25 protein-coding genes are annotated in these 26,555 nt (G+C 62.0%); 9 read left to right on the plus strand and 16 right to left on the minus strand.

Features of this window, described 5'->3' with window-relative positions; genetic code table 11:
• Positions 1-45: 45 nt before the first annotated feature.
• Positions 46-828 carry a copper homeostasis protein CutC gene (locus AC1DTQ_RS03475; protein ID WP_477847990.1) on the minus strand — a complete coding sequence of 261 codons (783 nt, stop codon included), beginning with the start codon at positions 826-828 and terminating at the stop codon, positions 46-48.
• A 147-nt stretch (positions 829-975) separates the two neighbouring features.
• Between AC1DTQ_RS03475 and AC1DTQ_RS03480 the strand changes: the two genes are divergently transcribed.
• Positions 976-2,424, plus strand: a complete 1,449-nt coding sequence (locus tag AC1DTQ_RS03480; protein ID WP_477847992.1) for an alpha-L-fucosidase — start codon at positions 976-978, stop codon at positions 2,422-2,424.
• A 34-nt stretch (positions 2,425-2,458) separates the two neighbouring features.
• Here AC1DTQ_RS03480 and AC1DTQ_RS03485 read toward each other — a convergent pair whose 3' ends face one another.
• Positions 2,459-3,298, minus strand: a complete 840-nt coding sequence (locus AC1DTQ_RS03485; protein ID WP_477847994.1) for a LysR family transcriptional regulator — start codon at positions 3,296-3,298, stop codon at positions 2,459-2,461.
• A gap of 113 nt (positions 3,299-3,411) precedes the next feature.
• Here AC1DTQ_RS03485 and AC1DTQ_RS03490 point away from each other — a divergent pair, with 113 nt between their 5' ends.
• The gene (locus tag AC1DTQ_RS03490) at positions 3,412-3,906 is read left to right on the plus strand and encodes a lipocalin-like domain-containing protein (RefSeq protein ID WP_477847996.1); all 495 of its coding nucleotides are present in this window, start codon (positions 3,412-3,414) and stop codon (positions 3,904-3,906) included.
• Between the two features lie 21 nt (positions 3,907-3,927).
• On the opposite strand, the gene AC1DTQ_RS03495 is transcribed toward AC1DTQ_RS03490, so the two are convergent.
• Positions 3,928-4,869, minus strand: coding sequence for an MBL fold metallo-hydrolase (locus tag AC1DTQ_RS03495; protein ID WP_477847998.1), 942 nt, complete (start codon positions 4,867-4,869; stop codon positions 3,928-3,930).
• A 106-nt stretch (positions 4,870-4,975) separates the two neighbouring features.
• Between AC1DTQ_RS03495 and AC1DTQ_RS03500 the strand changes: the two genes are divergently transcribed.
• Positions 4,976-5,884 (plus strand): LysR family transcriptional regulator, encoded by a 909-nt coding sequence (locus tag AC1DTQ_RS03500; protein ID WP_477848000.1) that lies wholly within the window; start codon positions 4,976-4,978, stop codon positions 5,882-5,884.
• A 7-nt stretch (positions 5,885-5,891) separates the two neighbouring features.
• On the opposite strand, the gene AC1DTQ_RS03505 is transcribed toward AC1DTQ_RS03500, so the two are convergent.
• Entirely contained in the window at positions 5,892-6,317 is a 426-nt protein-coding gene (locus AC1DTQ_RS03505; protein ID WP_477848002.1) for a hypothetical protein, read from the minus strand.
• A 435-nt stretch (positions 6,318-6,752) separates the two neighbouring features.
• Here AC1DTQ_RS03505 and AC1DTQ_RS03510 point away from each other — a divergent pair, with 435 nt between their 5' ends.
• A complete protein-coding gene (locus AC1DTQ_RS03510; RefSeq protein ID WP_477848004.1) occupies positions 6,753-7,826 on the plus strand; it encodes an SAM-dependent methyltransferase in 1,074 nt (357 codons plus the stop codon).
• Positions 7,827-7,848: 22 nt separating this feature from the next.
• On the opposite strand, the gene ligD is transcribed toward AC1DTQ_RS03510, so the two are convergent.
• Together ligD and ku are read right to left on the minus strand one after the other, a co-directional pair.
• Positions 7,849-10,287 carry a DNA ligase D gene (gene ligD, locus AC1DTQ_RS03515; protein WP_477848006.1) on the minus strand — a complete coding sequence of 813 codons (2,439 nt, stop codon included), beginning with the start codon at positions 10,285-10,287 and terminating at the stop codon, positions 7,849-7,851.
• Positions 10,288-10,290: 3 nt separating this feature from the next.
• Complete coding sequence (gene ku / locus AC1DTQ_RS03520; protein ID WP_477848008.1) at positions 10,291-11,202, minus strand: non-homologous end joining protein Ku; 912 nt, start codon at positions 11,200-11,202, stop codon at positions 10,291-10,293.
• Between the two features lie 158 nt (positions 11,203-11,360).
• Between ku and AC1DTQ_RS03525 the strand changes: the two genes are divergently transcribed.
• Entirely contained in the window at positions 11,361-11,771 is a 411-nt protein-coding gene (locus AC1DTQ_RS03525; RefSeq protein WP_477848010.1) for a low affinity iron permease family protein, read from the plus strand.
• 10 nt (positions 11,772-11,781) lie between these two features.
• Here AC1DTQ_RS03525 and AC1DTQ_RS03530 read toward each other — a convergent pair whose 3' ends face one another.
• The 5 genes from AC1DTQ_RS03530 to AC1DTQ_RS03550 form a co-directional block, all read right to left on the minus strand.
• The gene (locus AC1DTQ_RS03530) at positions 11,782-13,068 is read right to left on the minus strand and encodes an acetate kinase (RefSeq protein ID WP_477848012.1); all 1,287 of its coding nucleotides are present in this window, start codon (positions 13,066-13,068) and stop codon (positions 11,782-11,784) included.
• 62 nt (positions 13,069-13,130) lie between these two features.
• Entirely contained in the window at positions 13,131-13,646 is a 516-nt protein-coding gene (locus AC1DTQ_RS03535) for a hypothetical protein (RefSeq protein ID WP_477848014.1), read from the minus strand.
• A 3-nt stretch (positions 13,647-13,649) separates the two neighbouring features.
• The gene (locus tag AC1DTQ_RS03540) at positions 13,650-14,342 is read right to left on the minus strand and encodes a C39 family peptidase (protein ID WP_477848016.1); all 693 of its coding nucleotides are present in this window, start codon (positions 14,340-14,342) and stop codon (positions 13,650-13,652) included.
• A complete protein-coding gene (locus AC1DTQ_RS03545; protein WP_477848018.1) occupies positions 14,339-14,806 on the minus strand; it encodes a hypothetical protein in 468 nt (155 codons plus the stop codon). Before AC1DTQ_RS03545 ends, AC1DTQ_RS03540 begins: the two co-directional genes overlap by 4 nt.
• 119 nt (positions 14,807-14,925) lie before the next feature.
• Positions 14,926-16,254, minus strand: a complete 1,329-nt coding sequence (locus tag AC1DTQ_RS03550; protein ID WP_477848020.1) for a hypothetical protein — start codon at positions 16,252-16,254, stop codon at positions 14,926-14,928.
• 118 nt (positions 16,255-16,372) lie between these two features.
• Here AC1DTQ_RS03550 and AC1DTQ_RS03555 point away from each other — a divergent pair, with 118 nt between their 5' ends.
• Entirely contained in the window at positions 16,373-16,576 is a 204-nt protein-coding gene (locus AC1DTQ_RS03555) for a hypothetical protein (protein ID WP_477848022.1), read from the plus strand.
• A 23-nt stretch (positions 16,577-16,599) separates the two neighbouring features.
• Here the strand turns inward: AC1DTQ_RS03555 and AC1DTQ_RS03560 are convergent, their stop codons facing one another.
• From AC1DTQ_RS03560 to AC1DTQ_RS03580, 5 genes are all read right to left on the minus strand, one after another.
• Positions 16,600-16,998 carry a fluoride efflux transporter FluC gene (locus AC1DTQ_RS03560; protein WP_477848024.1) on the minus strand — a complete coding sequence of 133 codons (399 nt, stop codon included), beginning with the start codon at positions 16,996-16,998 and terminating at the stop codon, positions 16,600-16,602.
• The gene (locus tag AC1DTQ_RS03565; protein WP_477848025.1) at positions 16,995-18,386 is read right to left on the minus strand and encodes a replication-associated recombination protein A; all 1,392 of its coding nucleotides are present in this window, start codon (positions 18,384-18,386) and stop codon (positions 16,995-16,997) included. The genes AC1DTQ_RS03560 and AC1DTQ_RS03565 overlap by 4 nt, the downstream gene beginning before the upstream one ends.
• Before the next feature lie 109 nt (positions 18,387-18,495).
• A complete protein-coding gene (lolA, locus tag AC1DTQ_RS03570; protein WP_477848027.1) occupies positions 18,496-19,119 on the minus strand; it encodes an outer membrane lipoprotein periplasmic chaperone LolA in 624 nt (207 codons plus the stop codon).
• 131 nt (positions 19,120-19,250) lie between these two features.
• Positions 19,251-21,212 carry a DUF3857 domain-containing protein gene (locus AC1DTQ_RS03575; protein ID WP_477848029.1) on the minus strand — a complete coding sequence of 654 codons (1,962 nt, stop codon included), beginning with the start codon at positions 21,210-21,212 and terminating at the stop codon, positions 19,251-19,253.
• Between the two features lie 56 nt (positions 21,213-21,268).
• Positions 21,269-23,653: a DNA translocase FtsK gene (locus tag AC1DTQ_RS03580; RefSeq protein ID WP_477848031.1), complete on the minus strand. Its 2,385-nt coding sequence runs from the start codon at positions 23,651-23,653 to the stop codon at positions 21,269-21,271.
• 366 nt (positions 23,654-24,019) lie between these two features.
• Here AC1DTQ_RS03580 and trxB point away from each other — a divergent pair, with 366 nt between their 5' ends.
• The 3 genes from trxB to AC1DTQ_RS03595 are packed head-to-tail and all read left to right on the plus strand — an operon-like array spanning position 24,020 to position 26,555.
• Positions 24,020-24,988, plus strand: a complete 969-nt coding sequence (gene trxB / locus AC1DTQ_RS03585; RefSeq protein WP_477848033.1) for a thioredoxin-disulfide reductase — start codon at positions 24,020-24,022, stop codon at positions 24,986-24,988.
• Positions 24,988-25,425 (plus strand): GNAT family N-acetyltransferase, encoded by a 438-nt coding sequence (locus AC1DTQ_RS03590; RefSeq protein WP_477848035.1) that lies wholly within the window; start codon positions 24,988-24,990, stop codon positions 25,423-25,425. Before trxB ends, AC1DTQ_RS03590 begins: the two co-directional genes overlap by 1 nt.
• The gene (locus AC1DTQ_RS03595; protein WP_477848037.1) at positions 25,422-26,555 is read left to right on the plus strand and encodes a GNAT family N-acetyltransferase; all 1,134 of its coding nucleotides are present in this window, start codon (positions 25,422-25,424) and stop codon (positions 26,553-26,555) included. The genes AC1DTQ_RS03590 and AC1DTQ_RS03595 overlap by 4 nt, the downstream gene beginning before the upstream one ends.

The raw sequence follows: 26,555 nt of genomic DNA on the forward strand, positions 1-26,555 counted from the left end.
CGCTGCCGCTTATACCGCCGGCATTCGTAGCGAGAGAGGCATCGCTTATGTCCGCTTGGCGACGCCGTGCAATGCTTCGACGAGGCGACGCACTTCCCCCGCATCGCTGCGGGTTTCGCCGCCCGCCATACCTAATGCATCCGCCGGTGCGAATCGCATCCGCGAAGGCAAGATGCGCTTGGCCGAGGCATGGAATTCACGTGCGCCGGTCGCGGCCATGAGCACGGCGATGTTGTCGGCGTCGATGCCCGCGCCCGGCATGATCTCGATGCGACCTGCGGCCTGTTCGATCAACCGACGCAGGTTGGCGCTGCCTTCCCTCGCACTGGCCGCGCCGCCGGAGCTGAGTACGCGCCTGAAACCAAGACCGATGATCGTCTCAAGCGCCGCCGTCGGGTCGCGGCAGACATCGATGGCACGGTGGAAAGTGAGATCGAGCCGATCGGCGGCCGAGATCAGTTCCCGGCAACGCGTCACATCGACGTCACCCTCCGTGGTCAGTGCACCCACCACCACCCCGTCGCAACCCGCGGCGGCGCAGTGGGCGATATCGGCGAGCATGGTCGCGTGCTCCTCGTCTGCGTATGCGAAGTCGCCGGCGCGTGGTCGCACCAGCACATGCATCGGAATGGACAAGCGTTCGCGCACCAGTGCGATCTGCGCCGGCGACGGGGTCAGGCCGCCTAACTCCAGCGCCGCGCATAGTTCGATGCGCGAAGCGCCCCCTTCCTGCGCGGCCAGCGCCGAGGCGAGCGAGTTGGCGGCGATTTCGAGGACGTACGTCGCGCTCGGCCCGGCGCGTTCCTGGTCTGCTGGCGTTCCTTTCACTATCTGCCGGCTCCTTGTTCTGATTCGGACTGCGAGAATGCCATCGCCAACGGCATTCGTTCGCGAGGACGTCCACGTTAGCACCGCCCCTGCCGCTCGGCCAATCGAGCCTTGCGGCGAAAAGAATCCACCTATCGAGAGCAACCAATGAAACCGCTACGACTCGTATTGGCCGCCTTGCTGTGCGCGGTGCCATTGTCCGCCGTGCACGCCGAAGACCACGGCGATTACGTGCCGGAAACCGATCCATTGGTGGTGCGCAAGCTGGAGCAATGGCAGGATTGGAAGTTCGGCTTCATGATGCATTGGGGTCCGTATAGCCAGTGGGGCGTGGTCGAATCGTGGTCGATCTGTTCCGAGGACGTGGATTGGTGCAAACGCCCCGAGGGCGAGCCCTACGTCGACTACGTCAAGCGCTACGAGCAACTGCCGACCACCTTCAATCCGGTCAAATTCGACCCGGAGCTGTGGGCGCGCATCGCCAAGGACGCCGGCACGAAGTACGTGGTGTTCACCACAAAGCACCACGACGGTTTCGCGATGTTCGACACGCAGCAGAGTGATTACAGGATTACGGCGCCGAATGTTCCGTTCCACACCAACCCGCGCTCCAACATCACCAAGGAAGTATTCGACGCGTTCCGCGCGCAACACTTCGGCATCGGCGCTTATTTCTCCAAACCCGACTGGCACAGCGACGACTACTGGTCGCCGCGCTGGGCCACGCCGAACCGTCACAACAACTACGACACGCGCAAGCATCCGGACATCTGGAAGCGCTTCACCGACTTCACCCATGCGCAGGTCGGCGAACTGACTTCGCAATACGGTCCGCTCGACATCTTGTGGCTGGATGGCGGCTGGGTGCGCCCGACCGACACCACGGACGGCGTAGCGGAAGGTAACGCAGGCGTGCCGTGGCCGCAGGACATCGATATGCCGGGAATGGCTGCGATGGCGCGCAAGAACCAGCCCGGCCTGATCGTCGTCGATCGCGCCGTGGGCGGGCGCTACGAGAACTACCGCACGCCGGAGCAGAAGATCCCCGACCAGCCGCTGCCGTACCCGTGGGAAACCTGCATGACTCTCGGTGAATCGTGGTCGTACGTGCCGAACGACAAGTACAAATCCTCGCGTAGCGTGGTGCAAATGCTGGTCGATGTGGTCGCCAAGGGCGGCAATTACCTGCTCAACGTCGGTCCTGACGCCAACGGTGAACTTCCTCCGGTCGCGGTCCAGCGCCTGCACGAAATCGGTGCGTGGATGAAGGTCAACGGCGAGGCGATCTACGCGAGCCGATCCGTCGCCCCCTACCGCGACGGCAAGTTTCGTTACACGCGGCTGAAGGACGGCACCGTTTACGCGTTCTATCTACCTGACGCGAATGAAAAGAAACTGCCTGCGACGCTACGCATTCCCGGTCCTGCGCCTGCCGCAGACACGGAAGTGAAGCTCCTCGGAAACGACGCGCAGCTGGCCTGGCGTCGCGAGGGCGACACCACTGTGGTCGAGATCCCGGCATCGCTGCGCAAACAGACTGCCAACGCTTACGCCTGGGCCTTCCGCTTACCTGGCGCTGTGCCCTCTAACCAATAGGCGTCGAAGGCTGCGCCAAATCGGCCATTGAGATTCACTGAAAGGCCATGGTGAGGATACGCAGCGCATCGCGGGATCTGGAATCGTTAAGGGCGCTGTAGAGCATCACCTCCTGGTCAGGGATGGGCGGCAGCGCAAGGTTGCTGCCGACGTCCACAGTGGCTACCGGCGCCGTACTTTTCGCCAGCAAGGCCACGGCCAGGCCTGCGGCCGCTGCGGCGCCCACGGCGGCGCCGCCTTTACCGATGAAAACTTCGCTCCAGGCAATCCCGGACTTGTCGAGCGCACGTACCGCCATGGTTCGGATGCGGCAACTTTCGCCCTGCGTCGCGAGCGGCAGCGGCTGACCGGCATAGGGCGTCCAGCCTGGCAGCGCGAACCAAGAGAAGGATTGGGCGAACACGGCCCTACCCCGCTTGCGCCCATCATCGGGGCGCAGTACCAGGGCCGCGTCGATCTCGCCTTGCTCGTAGGCCTGCATCAATTCGCGCGTCCCGGCAATGCGCAGCTCGATCAGCAGACCGGGATCACGGTCCTTCAACTGACGCAGCAATGCAGGCAGCTCGCCGCCCACCAGCTGTTGACTGATACCGATAGCCAGCCGACGAGGCTCGACCTCGAATGCAGCGGTGGCCCGGTCGTGAGCCGCCACCAGCTCGCGCGCCGCTTCCAGGAAGACTAGTCCTTCCGCAGACAAGCGCACCTGCCGCGGCGTGCGCTCCAATAACCGGCGACCGAGCTGTTGCTCCAGTCGCCTCAACTTGAGACTGATCGCGGACTGGGTGGTGCCCAACACGTCCGCGGCGCGGGTAAAGCTTTGCAGTTCTGCTGTGAGCGCGAACGCCCTGACCGCGGCTACGTCCAAGGTTTTCATAGGCTATAAAGATATGGATTTGCAATGACTGATATATACACCAATGCCATATTCAAATAACAGAAGATGCACTACGGTTAACACCTGCACAGGCATTTAGGGAGAAACCGACTATGAGCACGATAGGTATTGGTCTAAGCGCATTGGCCGGCCTGAGCGGCTTGGCAATGGCCGCTCAAGCGACGATCGAATCGCCTTTGCAAGGCACCTGGACGTTAGTGGCGGCGGATCGGATCTTGTCCAATGGCGAGCAGGTGCGTGATTACGGCGACAATCCCAAGGGCCGACTGATGGTCGACGCAGAGGGACGCTATTCCCTGCAGATATTCAAGTCGGAGCGCCCGCGCTTCGAGGCAGCGGACAAGGCCGCGGGCAGCGAATCCGAATTCAAGTCCGCGGTGATGGGCTCCAGTACCCACTACGGGACGGTGGCCGTCGATGCGCACGAAGGAATTCTCACCTTCGCGATCGAGTCGGCCTCTTTCCCCAACTGGGAAGGCACCGTACAAAAGCGCAAGTACACCCTAAAGAATGGGCTGCTGAGCTACCAGGTGCCGCCGCGTCCTGACGGCGGCATCCCGGTCTCAGTATGGCGAAAGCAGGATTAGATTTTCCTTACAAGCCGCAGCCTACGGCCACTTCATCTCACCCTTGGCAACCTTGGCGCTCAGTTCCAGCGAAGACACGCCACCCAGGTCCGGGTAACGCTGTTTCAGTGCTGCGATCAGCGCATCGGCATTCTTGGCCTTTGCCGTTTCCTCATCGAAGGCGCGGATGTAGTCGGCGGTGAAACGCACGGTATCCAGATTCTGCGGCGAGCCCGGCTTGAAGTGGCCCGGAATCACGGTGTTCGGCTTCAGTGTGGTGATGCGGTCCAGCGTGGCCAGCCAGTCGGCGTGCGATTGCGGCGTCTGCGTATCAGCCATCCAGACGTGCTCGCCAGCGAAGACGGAAATCCCGCCGATCACGGTCTTGATGGAGGGAATCCACACGAAGCTGCGATCCGGCGTGGGGCCGTCGAGGCCGACGATCTCCAGCTTGTTCCCTTCCAGGTCGATCTGATTGCCCTGAATCGGCTCGGGAACGACGATCCGGCTGGGCGCACCCGCGCCTAATTTCGGACCCCAGAACTGCAGCTTGCCTGCAGAGCTTTCCTTGATGTGGGCGATGGTCTGCGGAGTGGCGAACACCTTTGCTTCCGGGAACGCGGTAGTCAAAGCCACCAGGCCGAAATAGAAATCCGGATCGCCGTGGCTGATATAGATGGTGGTCAGACGCTTGCCCGAGGCCTTGATCAAATCGACCAATTTCTGTGCGTCGACAGTGGAGAACTGCGCGTCGACCAGCACCGCATCCTTGGCGCCGGTGATCAGCGTCGAGGACACCTCGAAGATACCGTTTGCGCCGGGATTGTAGACCTCGGTCTTCAGCGGCTGCAGGACGGGTTCGGGCGCGCTGGCAACCGGAGCCGTGCCTTCGGCTTCAGCATTGGTAGGAGTCTTTGCGGTGCATGCGCTGAGGGCAATGGCAATGGCGATCGCACAGGCTGCGCTTGAAGGACGAGCGTTCATGGTCGTTTCCTGGTTGGGTCTGTCGGGTGTAGATCGCCACAATAAGAGAATGAAATCGATCTAGAAACCGCGTATAAGTCGATTAACTGTTGCATAAATCGATCAAATGGACCGGATCACCGCCCTCAATGTGTTCGTCCAGGTCGCAGACCGCGGCAGCCTTACGGCGGCGTCCGAGGCGCTCTCCATGTCGCGTGCCATGGTGTCGCGCTACCTGGCCGAACTGGAGAGCTGGCTGGGCGTGCGGGTCTTCCATCGCACTACCCGCCGTCTCAGTCTGACTCCTGCCGGCGAAGCGGCGCTATCGCGTTGCCGCACGATTCTGGAATTGGGCGAAGACATGCGTGCCGCGTTGGCCGATCCGGACGATGCGCCGCATGGCCGGATCCGCATCACTTGCAGCACCTCTTTCGGCCTCAGTCACCTGGCGGCAGCGGTAGCCGACTATGTAGCGCGCTATCCCGGTACCGCGGTCGACATGATGCTGATGGATCGCGCAGTGAACCTGGTCGAGGAACGTATCGATCTGGCGATCCGCATCAGCAGCGAGCTCGACCCGGGGCTGATCGCCCGCAAGTTCTCCGTCTGCCGCTCCTTGCTGTGCGCATCGCCAGCCTACCTCAGTAGGCATGGCGTGCCGCTGCATCCCGAAGAGCTGGCGATGCACAACTGCCTGACCCACCATTACGTCGGCAGGAGCCTGTGGCATCTCGAACGGGCAGGCCAGACCACACCGGTTGCGGTCAGCGGCAACATCAGCTCCAACGAGGCCACCGCATTGCTGCAAGCGGTAAGCGCCGATGCGGGCATCGCCATGCTGCCGACCTACCTGGTTTCGCCGTTGATCAGAGCTGGCGAATTGGTGATCGTGCTGCCCGACTACAGCGTCGATAGTATGGGCATCTACGGCGTTTATACGTCCAGACGACAGATGCCATTGATAGTGCGCAGCTTCTTGGATTTCCTCGCCACCCGTTTCGGCGAGGAGCCGGAATGGGACCGGCTAATCGATTAGAGCCTCATCACTGCTTGCATGCCTCATGGACGGCATCGTCCAGTTTGCGAAGAAGATCGAACGTTCTTTTCAGTCCCACCGAGATCAGCTTGGCCTCACGACGCGCCTTGGCGGCGTCGCATCTTTTGTTGGCAGCATTGATAGGCGATTTCTTTCCGGCCCGGTTTCCAGAACGTGTTCGACGCGCGCTTGCCGCACGTCCGAATTGCGCGGATTTCACGTCTTCTTTCCGATGTTTCGCCTGGTCATGGCTAAGCTCCACAGCGGATGGCTCTGGCTCCGGCGTGGCATCCCATTGCTTCACCAGGCTCTGGCTAGCGTCGCAAGCTGCGGATTGATAGCTCACCTCCTTGCCCTTCATGCATTTATGGATCTGCTGCGCATTGCCCGCTGGGGCGATGAGAAAAAATAACGACAGAATCGCGACACGCATGTCCTCTGCTCACTCAGCCCGCCTGTCCGTAGGCGCTGCGCAATTCTATCGAAGCGCCAAGCGGGCGCTGATGCGGATAATTGAGTCGGACCCGTAGGGTTTTTGCTCGCATATCGGTAGGCGACAGCGGCAAGTGCCCTGCCCCGCATTGCGAGCGGGCATTCCTACCGGGGGCGCCTCGCATGGCTGGGGTGCGGTCCATTTCACAGATTCTTTGGTACTAGTGCTGGTAACGTTGGGTGCGCTTTGGGGAGCGGTCATGGGGTTGTTCAGTTACGCCGTGCTGCGCCTCGCGAAAAGCGTGACTGGCCATTCCCTGCGGAGGCGCGAGCGCCTCAGGACCATGCAGGGTGCCAGCCGCACCATTAGCCTTGTATACCGCTTCCCCCGAAGCCGCTTCCCCCGGAGCGTTGATATCCATCCCCTGGAGCCTGCATGTCCACACCCACCTCTTTTGCCGCCGATTCCGATGAAAAGGAGAGTCTTGCCACTCGCTGGGCGGAATCCGGTCGCCTCCCCGACAACCTGCTGCGCATGGGCATCCGCCGCCAATGCGCGCAACGTCTGAAAGACGAACGCAAAGGCGGCGCGGATGAAGTGTTCGCGCGTCAGCAGGCCTGGCTGGAAGGCTTGCGCAACAGCGATATCGCCACCGAGACGCCGACGGCCAATCGCCCGCATCACGAACTGCCGGCGGAATTCTTCCAACTGTGCCTTGGCAGGCAGCTCAAATACAGCAGCTGCTATTGGGACGAATCCACCACCAGCTTGAACATGGCCGAAGACCACATGCTGCGCCTGTACGGCGAGCGCGCCGAACTGGCCAACGGCCAACGCATCCTGGAATTGGGTTGCGGCTGGGGTTCACTGACCCTGTGGATGGCCAAGCAGTACCCGGAGTCGAAAATCACCGCAGTCTCCAATTCGAAGCTCCAGCGCGAATTCATCGAAGCCCGATGCCGCGAGCGCGCCATCTTCAACGTGGAAGTCGTCACCGCGGACGTGAATAGTCTGCGCATGGAAGACGAAAGCTACGACCGCGTGGTGTCGGTGGAGATGTTCGAGCACATGCGCAATTACCAGGAGCTGCTGTCGCGCATCGCCGGCTGGTTGGTGCCCGGCGGCAAGCTGTTCGTGCACCTTTTCTGCCACCGCGAACTGCTGTACCTGTTCGAGGCCAAGGGCGAAGGCAACTGGATGGGGCGGCATTTCTTCACCGGCGGACTGATGCCATCGGCCGACACCTTGCTGCACTTCCAGGACAGGATTTCGATCGAGCAACGTTGGCTGTTGTCCGGCCAGCATTACGAAAAGACCGCCAATGCCTGGTTGCAGAATCAGGACAATAATCGCGAGCAGGTCATGCGCGTGCTGCAAGGCGTCTACGGCATGGTCGATGCACCGGTGTGGTACCAGCGCTGGCGCATGTTCTGGATGGCCTGCGCGGAGTTGTTCGGCTACGACAATGGCAACGAATGGATGGTGGCCCACTACCGCTTCAAACGCTGAGCGGAGCGCATAGGCCGTGCGATCAGGTCCCAGGTAAGTCCTGGCTGACCTGATCCATTCCCTCCCACGGATCGTTGTGCAGCCTGGCCGCGCGCTGCAACGCGCGCGCCATCGTATACATGCCGGGCGTGTCGATCTTGGCGAGCTCTTCCCAGCGCAGCGGCATGGCCACCGTGGCCAACTCGCGCGCACGCAGCGACCACGAACACACGCTGGTCGCTCCCCGCCCGTTGCGTAGCCAGTCGATGAAGATCACCCCGTTGCGCTTGGCCTTGCTCATCGTGGCCACGTACTTGTCCGGCGAATGGGAAGCCAGCGCTTCGGCGAAGGCGTCGCAGAAGTCCTTGACCTCGTCCCAGCTCGGCCCCCGGTTGATTGGTACGACCACGTGCAGCCCCTTGCCTCCCGACAGCCGCAGGTAGCTTTGCAGTCCCGCCTGTTCCAGGCGTTTACGGATATCGCGCGCCGCGGCCTTGACCTGGGGCCAGGTCACGCCGGGTCCAGGATCGAGATCGAACACCATTCGGTCCGGCTTTTCGGGCGCCTCCACGCGCGAGCCCCAGGGATGAAATTCCAGGGAATTCATTTGCACTAGTTCCAGCAGTCCCGCTAGGCCCTCGATGTACAGATAATCTTCGTTGCCGCTTTTTTGCCTGAGCGAAATGGCCAGCACCGATTTGCCCAGTGCATCGCTGTGGTGCTTCTGGAAAAAGCATTCCCCTTGCGCGCCATCGGGACAACGCACCAGCGACAGCGGCCGCCGCACCAGTTCGGGCAATAACCACCGTCCCACCTGTCGGTAATAGTCGGCCACCTGCCCCTTGCTTATTTTCTCTTTCTTGTAGACCACGCGTTCGGGATGGGTAATGTTTACCTCGCTGCTGCCTGTATCCAGGTCCTTCATCTGTTTGTCCTCTCGTAATCGTTTGAAACTCGCCTGGCGCAAGAGGCCTTCCTTGGCCCAGCCGCGGAAAGCAACTTCCGCGACCACGGCCGGTTTGACCCAGCGCACGCTGTTCGCCGAAAACGGCACGTGCCGTGGCAGTTCGACGGACGCTTCGCGCGTCCGTAGTTTGGAAAGGGTCGCCTCCAGCGACTTCAGCGTCGCATCGTCGTAGCCGGTCCCCACTTTGCCCACGTATCGAAACGCACCGTGTTCCGGCTTGGCCATGAGCAGCGAGCCGAATCCGTTACGCGACCCTTTTGGTGCGGTGTAGCCGACGACGACGAATTCGTCGGTGTCTTCATGCTTGACTTTGGCCCAGGCCGGACTGCGCGATTGACTGTAAGCCGAATCGATTCGCTTACTGATGATGCCTTCCAGGCCTTTCTCCTTGCTTGCGGCGAATACTTCCTTGCCGTGACCCAAAACGTGTTCGCTGAAAGCCGCCACGCCGGGCTCGCTGCCGACCAATTCCTTCAACAGGCGCTTGCGTTCGACCAACGCGCAGCGGCTCAGATCCACGCCGTCGATGCCGGGCATGTCGAATACCACGTAGCGCAACGGTTGTTTCGAGGTTCCGTCTATGGCGCGTTGCAACGCGCTGAAATCGCTGCGCCCCTGTTTGTCTATCACCACCAGTTCCCCGTCCAGGCGCACCTCCTTGACTGGCAGCGCTTCGATAGCATGGGCCACTTCGGGAAAGGTTTCGGTCCAGTCTAGCTTGCCGCGCGAACGCAGCTTGACCTTGCCCTTGACCAAGTCGGCCATCATTCGGTAGCCATCCCATTTTATTTCGTGCAGCCAATCCTCGCCGGTGGGCGGCGTTTCGCGGGTGCTGGCGAGCTGTGGAGAAAATCCGGCGGGATAGTCGCCCTTGCGCGCGCCTTCGATGAGCAGCGCGCGCTGCGACCAGCGTGCTTTGCCGGCAGGTTTTGAGCTCTTTTTCGTTTTGCGGGCGCTGGCGCTGCCGCGGGTACGTGCGGTCGGTGGCAGTTTCTTTCCCGCCTCCAGTTCGTCCGCATCGACATCGGCAACATACTCGTCGTCGCGCTTGATCAGCAGCCACTGTTTCTGTTTGCCGCGCAGGTTGGTGCGTACCAACTTCCAGGCGCCATTGAGCTTGTCGCCGTGCAGCACGAAGTCCAGCTTGCCTGCGGCGATGGCTTCCAGCGGATCTCCTTCGCTGGCCCATGTCCCATGGTCGAAGACATCCACATGCCCGGCCCCATAATTGCCTTCCGGAATATCTCCCTCGAACGTCGCGTAGGCCCGCGGATGGTCTTCCACTTCCACCGCCAATCGCTTTTCGCCCAAGCGAAAGGAAGGACCCTTCGGCACCGCCCAGCTCTTGAGGACGCCGTCGGCTTCCAAGCGGAAGTCGTAGTGCCGCGCCCGTGCATGGTGAAGTTGCACCACGAAGATCGGGCGCCGCGTCCTTACGCTCTTCCCACTCGATTCCGCGTCTGGCTCAGGCGTGTCGTCGAAACGGCGTTTGCGGTTGTAATCGCGCAGCGACATCGATCACGCCGATTTGCGCTTGGCCACCTTCTTGGCCGGAGCCTTGGCCGTCGCCTTCTTGGCAGGCTTTTTGGTAAGCATCTTGGTATTTCTGGCTGCCTTCTTGGCGGGTGTGCGCTTCTTGCTGTCCAGACTTTTCTGCAACAGCGACATGAAGTCCACCACATTGGTGGCCGCATCTTCCGGTTCTGCATTGGATTCGACGATCTTGGTGGTGGCGCCTTTCGACTTCACCCGCTTCTGGATAATGGCCTGGAGACGCTCGCGGAACTCGTCGTGGTAGTCGTCCGGCGACCATTTTCCCGACATGGAAGAGATGAGCTGCTTGGCCATCTCCATTTCCTTGGGCGTGATCCGGTATTGGGAGGTCTTGCCGGTAGGCAGCTTGTAGTCCGCAGGATCCACCAGCTCCTGCGGATAGCGCAGCAGAATCAATACCAGCGCATCGTCCTCGGGCATGACCGCGCACAGGTACTCGCGGGTGCGGATGACCACGCGCGCGATTCCGATCTTCTTGCTCGCCTTCAGGGTCTCGCGCAGCAGTACGTAGCCCTTTTCCGCTTTCTTGCCCGGAACCAGAACGTAGGGCTTTTCGTAATAGCGCTGGTCGATGCTGCCGGCGTCGACGAACGCTTCCACTTCCACCGATTCGTGGCTTTCGGGAGCCGCGGACTGGATGTCCTCCTTTTCCACGGTGACGTAGTTGCCCTTGGAGTATTCGAACGCCTTGACGATGTCCTTCCAGGGGACTTCTTCGCCGGTCTCGGCATTGACGCGTTCGAAACGTATCGGATTCTTGTCGCGGGAATCCAACATGCGGAAATGCAGGTCCACCTTGCGTTCGCCGGACATCAGCGAAACGGGGACGTTGAGCAGGCCGAAGGACAGCGTGCCGGTCCAGATGGGTCTTGCCATGGAGATCTCCTTTGAGGGACGACTCGTAGGAGCTCAAGCCGACCAGGAACCGATACCGCTGTGGCCGTTATACAAGCGTGAGGAAGCGCAATTCGGCTTCACCCGCGGTTTCTAAAAGCCGCGCATCATGCGAGGCATTCTTCCATGGAGCCGCAGGGATGAAACTCGCAAAGACATTCAACAAACTGGCTCAGATCACCGCAAAATTCACCGGCAATCCGCTCTGTTTCTGCCTGGCGGCGGCGCTCGTATTGGTATGGGCGCTCACGGGCCCCTTCTTCGGCTTCAGCGAGGGCTGGCAGCTGGTGATCAACACCGGCACCACCATCATTACGTTCCTAATGGTGTTCCTGATCCAGAACACGCAGAACCGCGATACCGAAGCCATGCAGATCAAGCTGGATGAGCTGATCTTCGTCACCCGGATGGCCAACAACGAGTTGCTGGATCTGGAAGAACTGGAAGAATCCGAGCTCGATCGGTTGCGCCAGCGCTACGAAGACATGGCCAAGCAGGCGAAAGCGGAACGCGCGCGCAAGCTTGCCGGCAAGCGATCCGGTGGATCATGATCGCCGTCGGTCAGAACGTCACCGGGACGCGCACCGTGAAATTGAGATCCGGAGTATCGCGGGTCAGGCCGGCGCCGAGGGCGACGTTCAGCGATACCTGGTCGTTGAAGCGATAGGTTCCTCCCAGCAACAGCGTGGCCAGAGTGACGCGTACCGCGCCGGCCACGTCTTCGCCGTTTTGTTTCGTCTTGCCGATGATGTTCTGGTCGTAGCCTATGCTGATCGCGGCCTTTTCGTTGAGCGCCAGACCCATGCCCAGGTTGAAGCCGATGATGTCGCCGGCTTCGACATCGCCCAGGAATTCCTTCTGCCCGCCGATGACGGTGCGCGAGACGTCGCTGCGCTTGAAGTTGTGCAAGTAACTCAGGCTGCCGAAGAAGACCACGGGGTCGGACGGAAATAGCCAGGTGATGCCCGGCTGTAGGGCATTGAAGCCGCTTCCGGTAGGCAGTTCCAAGGGAAGACCAGTGCCGGTGGTATTGCCGATGCAGCGGGTAACGCAATCGGTGGTCACTTCGAACAAATCGGTGCCGGTGCGGCTCTTGTAACGCAGCCAGGCGACGTAATAAGGCTTATCCGGGCCTCCGTGGTTGAGTTGATAGCGGGCGGTCACTTCCACATCGCCCATACCGCTTCCGTTAGCGTTGAATACGCGATCCACCGCCGTGCCGGTGAAGATCTCGCGACTGACCGTATCGCTGTTGATGTAGACGTAAGGCAGTCTGGCTTCCATCTCGAAGCGGTTGCCCAGGCCGTAGCGGGCGGTCAGCACGGCGGTCGCCGACGTGGTCTTCACCTGGCGCACGTCGATCAGGCCGATCAGCAACGCGGGAATGATGGTGTAGCCGACCAGAGCGACGCGGTCGTTGGAGGAGTATCCATATTGCAGTCCAGGCTCCAGCACCAGCGTGCCGGAGGGAGTCAGCACGCCGGGTTGATCGAAGATCTGCGCCACTTCGGGCGGCCTGTTCTGCGATTCGGGCGCCTGCCCCACAGGTTGTCGAGCCGGTTGCTGCGCACTGGACTGCGCATAGGCCGGTACTTGCATGGCGCCCGTCGAAAGCGCTGGCGCAGGCAACCCGCGGGCGCGCGCATTGGCCAGCAGCTCCTCATTCAAGACCCGTTGCAGCTGCGCGAGGCTCTGCTCCTGCGTCTCGATGGAATTGCGCATGTCGTCGAGCTGGCGCGACTGCTCGTTGATCTGCCTTTGCAACCCGTCGAGCCTCGACTCACCGCCAGCCGCAACCAGCTCCTGTGCCCGGAGGGATCCGCAGATCGCCATGGCTAAGCAGGCCATGGGCAGTAACGGAAAATGAGCCAATTCCTTTCGTTTCATACGCTGTCCCCTGTGGTGGACGCTCAGGGCAATCCTGGCGAAGTGATGAGCGCGCTGTGCAGCGCGTCGTAGCTGTTGAGTTCCTGCAGCATTCCCAACGTGTCCACGCCTACGTTCAAGGTGGTCATGGCACTGATGTCCTGGCCGTCGAGCGTGTTTTGGATCACCAGCGCGTTACCACCGGCGCCAGAATCGATGCGGTTGCCTTCGCCTATCTGCACCACCCTGCCTTCGTTGATGGCAGCTAGAGCATTAGCTTGGTCGGCGGTCATGCGTCCGAGATCGGGAATCTGCAAGGTCGCGCTGGCGACGAGTTGCCCATTGACGTAGACCAGGCGCTCGATGCCGAACGAAAGCGAAAGACCGGACGGCATCAGCAGGCCGCCTCTCATATCCGCCAATCGCGCCGGATCCACGGGCACCCATTCGTCGCCAAGAAGAATAGGGAAATCAGCACTGACCTGCCCTCTCGCGGAAAAAGGCAGGCACGCGCTTATGGAAAGCGCGAATAGAGAAACGAAACCGGCGGTCGTATTCATGGCTCAGATGTCTCCCGGTCCACGTCGGGGCATGGCGATATTGCGCAGCCCTTCGCGCTGGATGCCTATGTCCAACGGGGCTGGTGGCGCGGTGCGCCAATCGCGTGTCTGGTTGAAGCGTGCGATCTCGCGCCGGTTATGGATCACGAATAGCACCCGGTTGTCCCACAATGCCTCGAAGCGCGTGCGCGACATCGCACGCGTGCCCCGCGCCGGGTCGCCCAGCAGCACGCGATCGTTGCGCAGACCTTTGACCACGACGAAATGCCGATAGCCGCGGTCGTTCAACAATACGATCGCGGGTACGCCTTCTTCGGCCAGCTTATCCAACGGCAACTCGAATCCGTCCGCCTCGAAACCCTGCGACTGCAGGTAACGCCGCATGTCCAGCAAGGAGAAGCCTTCTTTGCGGATCTTGACCTGGTCGCCATGGGTGTACATCTTCACGAAGACCTGCTCTTCGTTCACCGGCACTCCGTACTGATAGCTCAACAGCGTGGCGGTGGCCGCAGATCCGCAACTGAAATCGTAGCGTTGAGGCACGGTCGTTCTGAACCGTGCCTCCTTCAAGCTGGTGATACGCAGATCGTAGCTGCCGCCGTACGGTGCGCGTACGTCGATTCCACCCGCCAGCAGGGGCGCGGCCCATGCCAACGATAAGACCGCGCCCATGACCAGGGATACGATCCTGATCATGGTGACGGCGGTGCCACAAACTGCACGTTCACAACCATTCCGTTCTGGATCAACACATTGCTGCCGGTGTTCTGGATCACCGTGTTGATGCCGTTGGCGTTGGTGAAAGCCCCATCGCTGATGGCATTGGCGCCGCTGACAATATGGTCGGCGGTGTTGCCTTCAACGGTGCCGTCTATCAGCACGTCGTTGTCGACCGTGCTTTCTCCGCCGCGCAGCCGTTCCAGTTCGCTGGCATCGACAGGAATTCCGATACCGGTGTCGCTGGCTTCAGTCGATGCCGCCGGCATGGGTTCTTCGCCGAAAAGCATGGCGTTAGCGAAGACGATCGTGCCCGCGTCCGTGTAGGTCGCCGGCAGTGGAGCGGTGTCATGCCCCTGTGCAGACGCCTCCCTGGTGCCGGCGAAGCATGGCCCGGCCGCTACGGCGCAAGCCAGCAACGAAATAAAGCGATTGATGCGCATGGTGGTTCCTCCCTTGCCATCCTTGCCATGCGTTTCGCACGCGCTTGCCGCCTCTACTGGCGCGGTTGCGCGTGATGCATCGGGCCGCCGTAACGGCCCGGTGCATCGCTGCGAAGCGCTTACGGACCTACGGTCAAATTGGCCTGCACGGTGATGCCTTGCTGGATCAGCGAAGCTGCGCCGCTGTTCTGCGCCGCCACCATGATGCCTGCCGCCGATTGGCCGACGCTGGTCATGTTGTTGGACATGTCGAAGGCGCCCGCGTCGTTGGCGACTGATCCGCCACTTCCGCCCGCACCGCCGACCGCTCCATTGCCGACGCCGCCGTTGCCAGTGCCGCCGTTGCCATCGCCGCCCACGCCGCCGTCGGCGCCCATCGCGCCTACTGCACCATCGCCGGCAGTCGCATCGCCATTGGTCGCGCTTGAGGATGCGCCGCCATTGGTGGCATCGCCGTTGGTGGCCGAACCGCCGTCGCCGCCGTCGCCCGCCGTGCTGGCCACGTCACCGCTGTTGCCACCGGTGCCGGTGCCATCGCCGCCGGTAGCGGTCGCCGAACCGGCAGTACCCGCGCCGCCGCTGGCCGTTCCAGTTCCGCCGGTGCCGGTGCCATCGCCCGAGGTGCCGTCGCCGCCGGTACCGGTGGCATCGCCGCTGCTGCCGTTGCCGGCACCGCGCTCGCGCACCCAACCGCTCTGGCCACTGCCATCGCCGCCGCCAGCCGCGCTCAAACCACCGCCGTCGCCGCCGTCGGCATAGCCGTCGCCGCCGCCCGCTGCACTCAGGCTGCCGGCATCGCCACCGTAGCCATCGCCATCGCCGCCGCGTCCGCTATCGTTGCCGTCGGAACGTCCGCCACTGCCGCCATTGCCTGCGTTCGCATCGCCGATCCAAGCGCTGCCGTTGCTGGAATCGCCAGCCGATGCGCTGCCGTTATTGGCGTCGCCGCCGGAACCGCCGCTGCCGCCGTCTCCGCCGTTGCCGCCATTGCCACCGTAGCCGTCGCCACCGTTGCCTTCACCGCCGTAGCCATCACCGCCTGCGCCGCCTCTCGCACCATTGGCGTCGCCCCAGTTGTTGGCGACATTGCCGAGATCGTGCACGCGCACATCGGTGACGTAGCCATCGAGTCTGGTCGTGGCAACGGCTTTACTGTGGTTGAAGGAATTCGAGAAGGTAGCTGTAGCCGTTCCGCCGTTGTTGGCGGCGGCTGTGCCGTAACCGTCCGCATAAGCGACGCCATTCGCGCTATTGTCGCTGTTATCGCTGTTATCGCTATTGTCGCTGTTGTCACTGTTATCGCTGTTGTCTGTAAGCGTGATCGTGTCGATCGCTACCTGCACATTTTCGCCAGCGCCGTTTTCGGTGTTTTCCGCAGCAAACGCCTGACCTCCCAATCCCAGGCCAAGCGCGATCGCCGTTGCGATCAAGGTCTTCTTCGTACTCATCTCCATTCTCCTGACACGTCGGCCTGACACCCAGGGGAGGCATCAATAAAGCGACGGTTCGTCAGCATTAACAATGCGATTTGTTATGAGTGCGCTTGCAACGTGTGAAGAAAAACTAATGATTGAAGGCTTCGAAATACCGGTCGAGCGGCTTGTATTCGTGATTACACAAAAGTTTGCCAATAACGCAGCAAAAATCCGCCACCGGACAACCGCGGCGGAAAATCCTAAACAAGGACATCGAAAAGGCGGCCCATCGGGGTTAACAAAAAAGTCGGGGTACCAATCAGAGCGCCCGCTTTTCAGGCTTGTTTCAGGCTAGAAAACACAGCCGATTGCGCAGCCTTAACCCGGCACCGGCCAGGTCGATTGGCCTAGCCGCCAGCCCGCCAGTACGGCGATCAGGCCTAGCGCCACATGCAGAAAAACGGTCAACCCCAGCCAGGCCCACCGTTCCGCGCGGACCAGCTGCAGCAAGTCCAACCCGAAAGCGGAAAACGTGGTCAGGCCGCCCATCAAGCCAGTCAGCAGCAGCGCGCGCCAGAAATCGGTTTCGTTGCGTTGCAGGATCCAGACCAGCAGCAGGCCGGCGAAAAAACAGCCGACGACGTTCACCGCCAAGGTGGAAACGGAAAACGCGTGCTGCGCCGATCTGGGCAGCAGCAGATTCACGCCGTGCCGCAACAGCGCCCCGATGGCTCCGCCTACCGCGACCGCCACGGCCTGCATCAAAGGCGTACTCATGCGTCGGAACTCTTGCCGCCACGCGGCTTGCCGGCGCTGTTGCGTTGCGCTTCGGTGCGAATGGCGCGCAAGCGGTCGATCTTTTCTTTCAGCTTGATTTCCATGCCCCGCTCTACCGGTTCGTAGTACACGCGCTCGCCCATCGCATCGGGAAACGCGGTCTGGTCCAGGGCGATGCCGCCTTCAGCGTCGTGGTCGTATTGGTAGCCGCTGCCGTAGCCCAGTTCCTTCATGAGCTTGGTTGGCGCATTGCGCAGATGGATGGGCACGTCCTGGGTGCCGTATTCGCGCACGTCGCGCTTGGCCGCGCCGAAAGCGACATATCCGGCATTGGACTTGGCGGTGCTGGCAAGATAGATCGCCAATTGGGCCAACGCGAGCTCGCCTTCAGGGCTGCCGAGCCGGTCGTAGGTTTCCCAGGCTTCGATGGCCATCTGCAGCGCGCGCGGATCGGCCAGGCCGACGTCCTCCACCGCCATGCGGGTCATGCGCCTGGCTAGGTAACCGGGATCGCAGCCGCCATCCAGCATTCGGGTAAGCCAGTACAACGCTCCATCGGGGTTCGAGCTGCGCACGGATTTGTGCAGCGCCGATATTTGGTCGTAGAACTGTTCGCCGCCCTTGTCGAAACGGCGGGTGCGGTCCGCAAGCACCTGCAGCAGGGTCTGCTCGGTAATCAGGCCGCCCTCTCCCAGCGCTAGTTCGGCGGCGATTTCCAGCAGGGTCAATGCACGACGCACATCGCCGTCGGCTGCGCCGGCGATTTCACGAAGGGAGTCCTCGGATACCTCGATGCCCTGCCCGCCGAGCCCGCGTTGTTCATCGTTCAAGGCGTGACGCATCGCCTCCATGATGTCTTCCCTGGAAACCGATTCCATCACATGCACGCGGCATCGCGAGAGCAGCGCGGAGTTCAATTCGAACGAAGGATTCTCGGTGGTCGCACCGACGAAGATGATGGTGCCGCGTTCGATATGCGGCAGGAACGCGTCCTGCTGGGCCTTGTTGAAACGATGCACCTCGTCCACGAACAGCACGGTGTGGCGTCCGTCGGCGAAACGGTGCGCGGCCTCGGCCAGCACTTGCCGCACTTCGGGCAATCCCGACAGCACCGCGGAGATCGCCTTGAATTCGGCATCGGCGTACTTGGCCAGCAATAGCGCCAGCGTGGTCTTGCCGCAGCCCGGTGGCCCCCACAGGATCATCGAATGCACATGGCCAGATTCGACCGCACGGCGCAGCGCGCTGCCCGGCGCGAGCAACCGGCGCTGACCGACCATTTCGTCCAGAGTGCGAGGCCGGATGCGCTCGGCCAGCGGACGCATCGCAGTGCGGTCCACACTGAGCAGATCGGGCTCGTCGGTCAGTTTGGTCTTGGGCTTGGCCACCCGGACATTCTAACGGTCAGGGGTCGCAGGTGATGCGAAGCCGCGTGGATCGGAGCTACCCCTAATGATTTTGGATGGCTCCGACGGCTGCATTGGGCCGGCGAATCGCTCAAATATCGCCAACCACGTCCACGCCTTTGGCCGGGGTGTACTTGAAGGTGGTACCGGCGAATGCGGGATTGCGCTTCCAGCCGTTGAAGCTGATCTTGGTGTTCTGTCCAACGGCATCAAGCACTTCCATCCGGCTCAATCCGCCCTTGCCGAAGCCCAGGCGCGCGGATTGGAAACTCGCGTCGCCTTCGCTCTTGGGGGTCAAGGTCAGCCACTGCAGGCCATCGGCGTTGCCGGATTCTTTCACATTGAACTGCTGGTCCAGTTTGGCCGGGTCGATTAGCGCCGACAGTGGGCTGTTCTGTTCTTCGCTGCCCTGGTCGCGCACGGTGACCTGTTGCAGATCGGGGTCGTAGACCCACACTTTTTTTCCGTCGGCGACGATCAGCTGCGGGTACGGCTTGGCGTACTCCCAGCGAAACAGGCGTGGCGCGGACAGCGCCACGCGACCGCTGGAGGTTTCCTTGAGCTTGCCTTTTGCGTCGTAGACCTGCTGAGTGAATTGCCCGTCCAGGCCCTTGAGGCCGGAAGCGAAGGACTTGAGTTCGTCGCGGCCGCCCGCGAGGGCGTTGCCGGCAAGCAGCGCTGTGCCGAGGAACAGCAATGGGAGGGACAGTTTCATTGGGGAGTCCTTGGATGACCTAGAGGCGCAGTGTCGCGAGATGAAGCTGAACACGTACCGATCCGCCCGATCTTTGCTGAACCGCTTCGAATCGCGGAGCCGCAAGACCTAGCAGCACAACGGCATCGGCACTACGGAGCCTCAACGGCCGCCTCGTCGACCTGCGCAGTGCTCAAGTCCCCATATACGATCTGCGCGCGGAATCCGCGCCGGACGTACTGGTACAGCTCACGGAACGCAGGATAGTCGCCGGGAAGACACAGCTTGTCGGCGCCGTGGATGGCGTTGAGGCTGAGCCGATGCGTGGCGATCACCTCCTGCCCTTCCCGCTTCCAGCTGGCCTCGTATTCGCCCGCGGCATTGCTGAAACGGCTACTGCGCGGAATGGCGATAATGGGGACCGTGGCCGGAAATTTCAGCGTATAGGTCTCTTCCCGCAGGCTGTCGTTGCAATAGAACGGAGTGGCGTTGCCTTCGCTGGAAGCGGTGGCGTAGATGCCGCGCATGGAATCGGCGCCCGGCGGATCCGGCAGGGTCATTCCACCGACCACGCTGAAATCGACGTAGTCGGTGGCGTCGAAGGCGAACGAATAACCGAATGGCTTGCGCAGGTCGTCGACATCTCCTTCCAGTTTCAGGCGCCCTACGCCGTTGAAGCCGGAGGCGGACATGATGGATTCTTCGACGCGTGGTCGGTTTTGCGAAGTCAGCTGGGCGAACATGCCGCGCAGGCCGATTTCGCCGGAAGCGCTGCCGTCCTGCCGAGTGCGTCCGCTGACATCGCCGTTGGCGCTGAACGTGTAGGAGCTTTCCACCCGGTAGGCGTTGACGTCAGGCCCATTGGGGGGCGTGCGAGCGAGTTTTCCGTCCGCCGTATGCACGACCGGAGCACCGAGATCGCTGGAGGGAAGTTGTCCGAAGCGTGCGTAGGGACTAGTGGAATCGAGATACAGATCGAATTCCGGCAGGTAGTTGATCGCGTGATTGAAACGGCCCAGTACCGCGATCGGCGGCAAGGTCGGGCCGCCACCGGCACCGATCAGCACCGGCGTGCTGGCGATGCCTTTGGCGGCCAGCAGCGCTTCCAGAATCACGGTGTGATCCTTGCAGTCGCCATAACGGTTGGCGAGGATGCTTTCCGCCGAATTCGGTTCCAGTCCGCCATTGCCCAGATAGACGGCTACGTAGCGAATGTTCTTAGCGACCCATTCGTAGATCGCTGCGGCCTGCGCGCGACGATCGCCGACCCCCCTGGTGATGTCGTCGGCACGCGCCTGAATATTCGGAGAGAGCTTGGCCGCTTCGGCGCCCTTCAATTGGTAGGCGCGGCCCATCGCCGAGAAATCGGGATAGGTACTGGCCATGACGGTGGGGCCGTATTCCCAACCGGCAGCGGTCCAGTTCTGGTTCTGCATCGGCGTTTTTCGGCTATACGTCCACGACCAGCGGGCAGTGTCGCCCTCGATCTTCGGGCGGTCGCTGCCCTGCACATCGCGGGTGTACACGTGCATGGGCAGGTTCTTGGGCGCGGTCAGGGTGATCTTCGCGTCGTCGTACTGGGTGAACAGGCTCAGGTTTTCCCACAGGCCGAAATAGCCGGGGAAATACGGAATGTTCTGGCTCTGCCGGTAACTGTAGACCAGCCGCGTGCCGGGCGAGAGATTGGGGAACACGATGACTTTGACCTTGCGGTCCGCATACATGGCGGCCGAGGCGCTGGAATAGCTTTCCTGGGTGTAGATCTTGTCGGCGGGCACGTCGTGGCGCGTGCCGTCGGGCGCGATGGTGTAGGCGGCGATGACTTCCAGCGACTCCATCTTCTCGCTGTAGCTCAGGCGCACCTGGCTGAAGTTGTCCACGCCGGCCTTGGTCTTGATCAGGATTTCGTATTCGTTGGTCTCGACGCTGGTGGCGTCCGCCTTCACTTCGTAGTCGGCGCGGTAACGAACGAAGCTGAAGCTGTTGACCGGCTCCTGCGCCGCGGCAGGCTGCGGTTCCGCGGGAGGAGTCGTCTGGGTCGCGCTGGCCGGCTCCTGCGCTAGGCAGACGGCAGGAAAAAAGGCGATCAACAGCAGTGCAGCGATACGTTGCATGCGTGGTTCCGGTTATCCGAATGGTTGCGGTGGGGACACAGTTAGCGCGGGCGGCATCAGCCGCGTGGCGGTGGCGGCGCCAGCACGCTGCGATCGCCGTTGTGCTCGGGCGGAGTCACCACGCCGGCCGCTTCCATGGCCTCGACCAGGCGCGCTGCCCGGTTGTAGCCGATCTTCAACCGGCGTTGCACGCCGGAGATGGAAGCACGACGCGTTTCGGTGACGATGCGCACCGCTTCGTCGTACAGCGGATCGTTCTCTGCGTTGTCCGACCCAGCCGCGGCTTCCGGCAGGCCGGTGGCGCCGACCACGGTGCCGTCGCCCATGGTCTGGATTTCCTCCAGCACGCCTTCGATGTAGTCGGCCTTGCCGGTCGCTTTCAAGTGTTCGACCACGCGATGCACTTCCTCGTCGCTGACGAAGGCGCCGTGGATGCGTTCCGGCATGGCGGTGCCAGGCGGCAGATAAAGCATGTCGCCCATACCCAGCAACGTCTCTGCGCCGGATTGGTCGAGGATGGTGCGGGAATCGATCTTGCTGGAGACCTGGAAAGCGATGCGCGTGGGGATGTTGGCCTTGATCAGACCGGTGATCACGTCCACCGACGGCCGTTGCGTGGCCAAAATCAAGTGCATGCCGGCCGCCCGCGATTTCTGCGCAAGCCGGGCGATCAGTTCTTCCACCTTCTTGCCGACGATCATCATCATGTCGGCGAATTCGTCGATGAAGATGACGATGAAAGGCAGCGTTTCCAATGGCATGGGCGCTTCGCCCAAATCGGCAAATCCGGTATTGGAGCCAGGCTTGAACAACGGGTCCATCAACGGTTGCCCGGCGTCCTGCGCGTCCTTCACCTTCTTGTTGAAGCCGCCCAGGTTGCGCACGCCTACCGCGCTCATCAGCTTGTAGCGGCGCTCCATTTCCGCCACGCACCAACGCAGGCCGTTAGCGGCCTCCTTCATGTCGGTGACCACCGGCGCCAGCAGATGCGGAATGCCCTGGTAGACCGACAGTTCCAGCATCTTCGGATCGATCATCAGAATGCGCACATCCTTGGCGCTGGCCTTGTACAGCAGGCTCAGCACCATGGCGTTCACGGCAACGGATTTACCCGAACCGGTGGTGCCGGCGACCAGCAGATGCGGCATGCGCGCCAAGTCGGCCACAGTGGGCCGTCCGGCGATGTCCTTGCCCAGCGCGATGGTCAGCGGACTGGGCGATTTGTCGTATTCCTTGGAGCGCAGCAGCTCGCTGAGATAGATCATTTCGCGGCTGGTGTTGGGGATTTCCAGGCCGATCACCGACTTGCCGGGAATCACATCCACCACGCGCACCGACTTCACGCTCAGGCCGCGGGCGATGTCCTTGTCCAGCGAATTGACCTGGCTGACTTTGACGCCGGGTGCCGGTTCCATCTCGAAACGGGTGATCACCGGCCCCGGATAGGCACCAACCACCTGCACATCGATGCGGAAGTCCTTGAGCTTGAATTCGATCTGGCGCGACAGGGTTTCCAGGGTTTCCTCGGAATAACCACGGGTCTGCGGCTTGGGATCGTCCAGCAGTGACAGCGGCGGAATGCCGGAGTCGTCGCCGCCGGTGCCGTGGAATAGCGGTATCTGTTGCTCGCGTTTGGCGCGATCGCTCTTTTCGATGACCGCCGCCGGGGGCGGTTCTATATGCACCGGCTCACGACGGGCGCGCTGCACGGCGTCGACCTTGCGTACTTCCTCGCGCTCCTCGCGCAAGACCCGGGTCTGTTGCCATTCGGCTGCCTGATGGGTGCCGCGACGGAACAGCGCCGGCAGCGCCATCACGCCCTTGCCGATGCGTTCCATCACTGCGAACCAGGACAGGCCGGTGGCCAGAGTCACCGACACCAGGAACAGCGCCAACAGGAACAGATTGCCGCCCAGGCTGCCGAACAGGCTATTGAGCGAGCCGCCCACCAGGCGACCCAGGATGCCGCCTGGTCCTGCGGAAAAATCGGCGGCGGGTACCGCCCGCATGAACAACAGCCCGGTCGACGAAATCAGGAAGCCCACGATGCCGATCAGACGCAGCGCCGGGCCCAGGTCGGCCTCGCCATCGCCGTCGGTATCCATGCCGAACAGCGCGATCCACGCCACCACGCCGAGCATGATCGGCAGCAGGAATGCGATGTAGCCGCAGAAGGCCAAGAGAAGATCTGCGACGACGGCCCCCACCCTGCCGCCCAGATTGTGGATGGGCGTGGTCAGGCTGCCGGACTGCGTCCAGCTGGGATCGTCGGGCGAATAGGTAAACAGGCTCGCCAGCAGGTAAAGCAATAAGGGCGCGATGGCGATGAGCGCGAGGTCGCGCCACAGGCGCTGGCGACGCGGATTGACCGTCGACGCCTGCTTGCGGGCTGCCGAATTGGCGCCCTTGGCTTTGGAAGTTTCCGGAAGCTGCTTTGCCACCTATCGACCAGACCTTAAGAATGCTGCATTAGTCTTTGATAATAAACGAATCTGGAGGGGATTTCAGTACCCAGCCAACTATTGTGATGCGATTGCCGACAGCCGAAGGGTTTCAAGATCCCGTTGGTGGTGAGCCTGTCGAACCACGTTCTTGGCGGATCACCGATGCGCCTGGAACCTTTCGCGAAAAGTGTGGTTCGAGAAACTCACCACGAACCGGTTCTATGAGCTCCAGAACCCAATACGCACCACCGCATTCCATCCACGCGCCTTGATTCGATTGCCCCCCACCGCCACTCTATGCGCCTGCGATGACGATGTTAAAGCGCATCGTCATCGCCTTTCCCACCTTCATTTTGAGTATACATGAGCCTTTCTTCCGTCAATTTGTCCAAGCACTGCCGCCTGTTGATTCTGGGCTCCGGCCCCGCCGGTTGGACCGCCGCCGTCTATGCTGCGCGCGCCAATCTCAAGCCGGTTCTCATCACCGGGCTGCAGCAAGGTGGCCAGCTGATGACCACGACCGAAGTGGACAACTGGCCGGGCGATGCCCATGGCCTGATGGGCCCGGATCTGATGACGCGCATGCAGGCCCACGCCGAGCGCTTCGACACCGAAGTGATCTTCGACCATATCCATACCGTGGACCTGGCCCAGCGGCCGTTCAAGCTGATCGGCGACAACGGCGAATACACCGCCGACGCCTTGGTGATCGCTACCGGCGCGACCGCCAAATACCTGGGACTGCCCTCGGAAGAGCTGTTCAAGGGTCGTGGCGTGTCCGCTTGCGCCACCTGCGACGGATTCTTCTACCGCGACCAGGACGTGGTGGTGGTCGGCGGCGGCAACACGGCCGTCGAGGAAGCGCTTTACCTCTCCAATATCGCCCGCAAGGTCTACCTGGTGCACCGCCGCGACACATTGCGTGCGGAGAAGATCATGCAGGACAAGCTGTTCGCCAAGGTCCAGTCCGGCAAGATCGAGCTGGTCTGGCATCACGCGGTCGACGAAGTGCTGGGCAACGAAGCCGGCGTCACCGGTGTGCGGGTCAAGTCGGTGCAGGACGGCAGCACGCGCGACATCACCGCGCATGGGCTGTTCGTGGCCATCGGCCATACGCCGAACACCAGCCTGTTCGAAGGCCAACTGGCGATGAAGAACGGTTACATCACCATCCGCACCGGCCTGGAAGGCGAAGCCACCGTCACCAGCGTGCCGGGCGTGTTCGCCGCCGGCGATGTCGCCGACCAGGTCTACCGCCAGGCCATCACCTCGGCCGGCTTCGGCTGCATGGCCGCGCTGGACGCCGAGCGCTATCTGGACAAGGACGCTTGATGCTGCGGATCAGTGCCGACCCGACGGAGTTGGATATCGCGCTGATCCATGATTTCCTTGCTCGTGACTCGTATTGGGCCGCGGGCATCCCTCGTGCGACCCTGGAACGCGCCCTGGCCAACTCCATCTGCTATGGCGGCTATCTCGATGGCGCGCAGGCGGCTTTCGCACGCGCGGTCACCGACCAGGCCACGTTCGCGTATCTGGCCGATGTGTTCGTAGTACCGGATCAACGCGGCAAGGGCTATGGACGCGAGATCGTGCGTGCTCTGATGGCGGATTCCCGCTTGCACCGCCTGCGCCGCTGGCACTTGGTTACGCGCGACATGCAGGACTTGTACGCTCAGGTCGGCTTCACCGAATTGAGCCACCCGGGGCAGCATATGCAGATGCATGATCCGGACGTGTATCGGCGCGCCGCAAGCGGACCGGAATGACCGAGCTTCGCATCGTCGGCAGCCTGGCGAGTGTGCCTGCGACCGTATGGGATTTCCTGCACGGCGGTGGCAATCCATTCGTATCGCACGCCTTTCTCTCCGGCCTGGAGCAGCACGGTTGCCTGCGCCCCGACTGGGGTTGGACCCCGCATCACGTCACCCTATGGGAAGGCGACGAACTGGTCGCCGCGGCACCGGGTTACCTGAAAACCAACTCGCATGGCGAATTCGTGTTCGATCACGCCTGGGCGCACGCTTATGCTCAGTACGGACGCGACTACTTCCCCAAATGGCTGGGAGCCGTGCCCTACTCGCCCGTCACCGGTCCTCGCCTGCTCGCCCGCACGGAAGCGCATAGGGAAACCTTGCTAGCTGGAGTGATCGCACAGGCGCGCGATGGCGAATTCTCCTCTGCCCACATCAATTTCCATACGCTTGAAGAAGATTCCGCTTTCGGCCCCGACTGGCTCTCCCGTACCGACGTGCAATACCACTGGCGCAATGAGGCGGGCTGGCAGGACTTCGACGGTTTCCTCGCCGCCTTCGATCACAAGCACCGCAAGAACATCCGCCAGGAACGCGCCAAAGTGCAGCGCGCTGGCATCAGTTTCCGGGTTCTGCGTGGCGATGAGGCCAGCGACGAAGACCTTGCGACCATGTTCGCCTTCTACCTGCTAACTTTCCGCGACTACGGAAACTCCCCTGCGCTGACCCTGGAATTCATGCGTCATCTGGCCCGGACCTTGCCGCGCAACCTGGTCGTTTTCCTCGCCGAACGCGAAGGAACCGCCATCGCCGGCGCGCTATGCCTGCGCAGCGGCGACACCTTGTACGGCCGTTATTGGGGAGCGAGCGAAACTTCGCCCGGGCTGCATTTCGAAACCTGCTACTACCAGGGCATCGAATATTGCCTGCGCGAGGGCCTGAAGATCTTCGAACCCGGCGCCCAGGGCGAGCACAAGCTGGCGCGTGGCTTCCTGCCCGCTTATGTGCGGAGCCGGCACTGGATTGCCGATGCGGATTTCGCCGATGCGCTGCGGCGATGGTGCGCCGAGGAAACCTTATCGGTGAAGCGCTATGCGGCGACACTCGCCACGCATTCTCCGTTCAAGTCCGTAGGAACGTCGTAG

Source organism: Pseudoxanthomonas sp. P4_B2 (genome assembly GCF_056402315.1).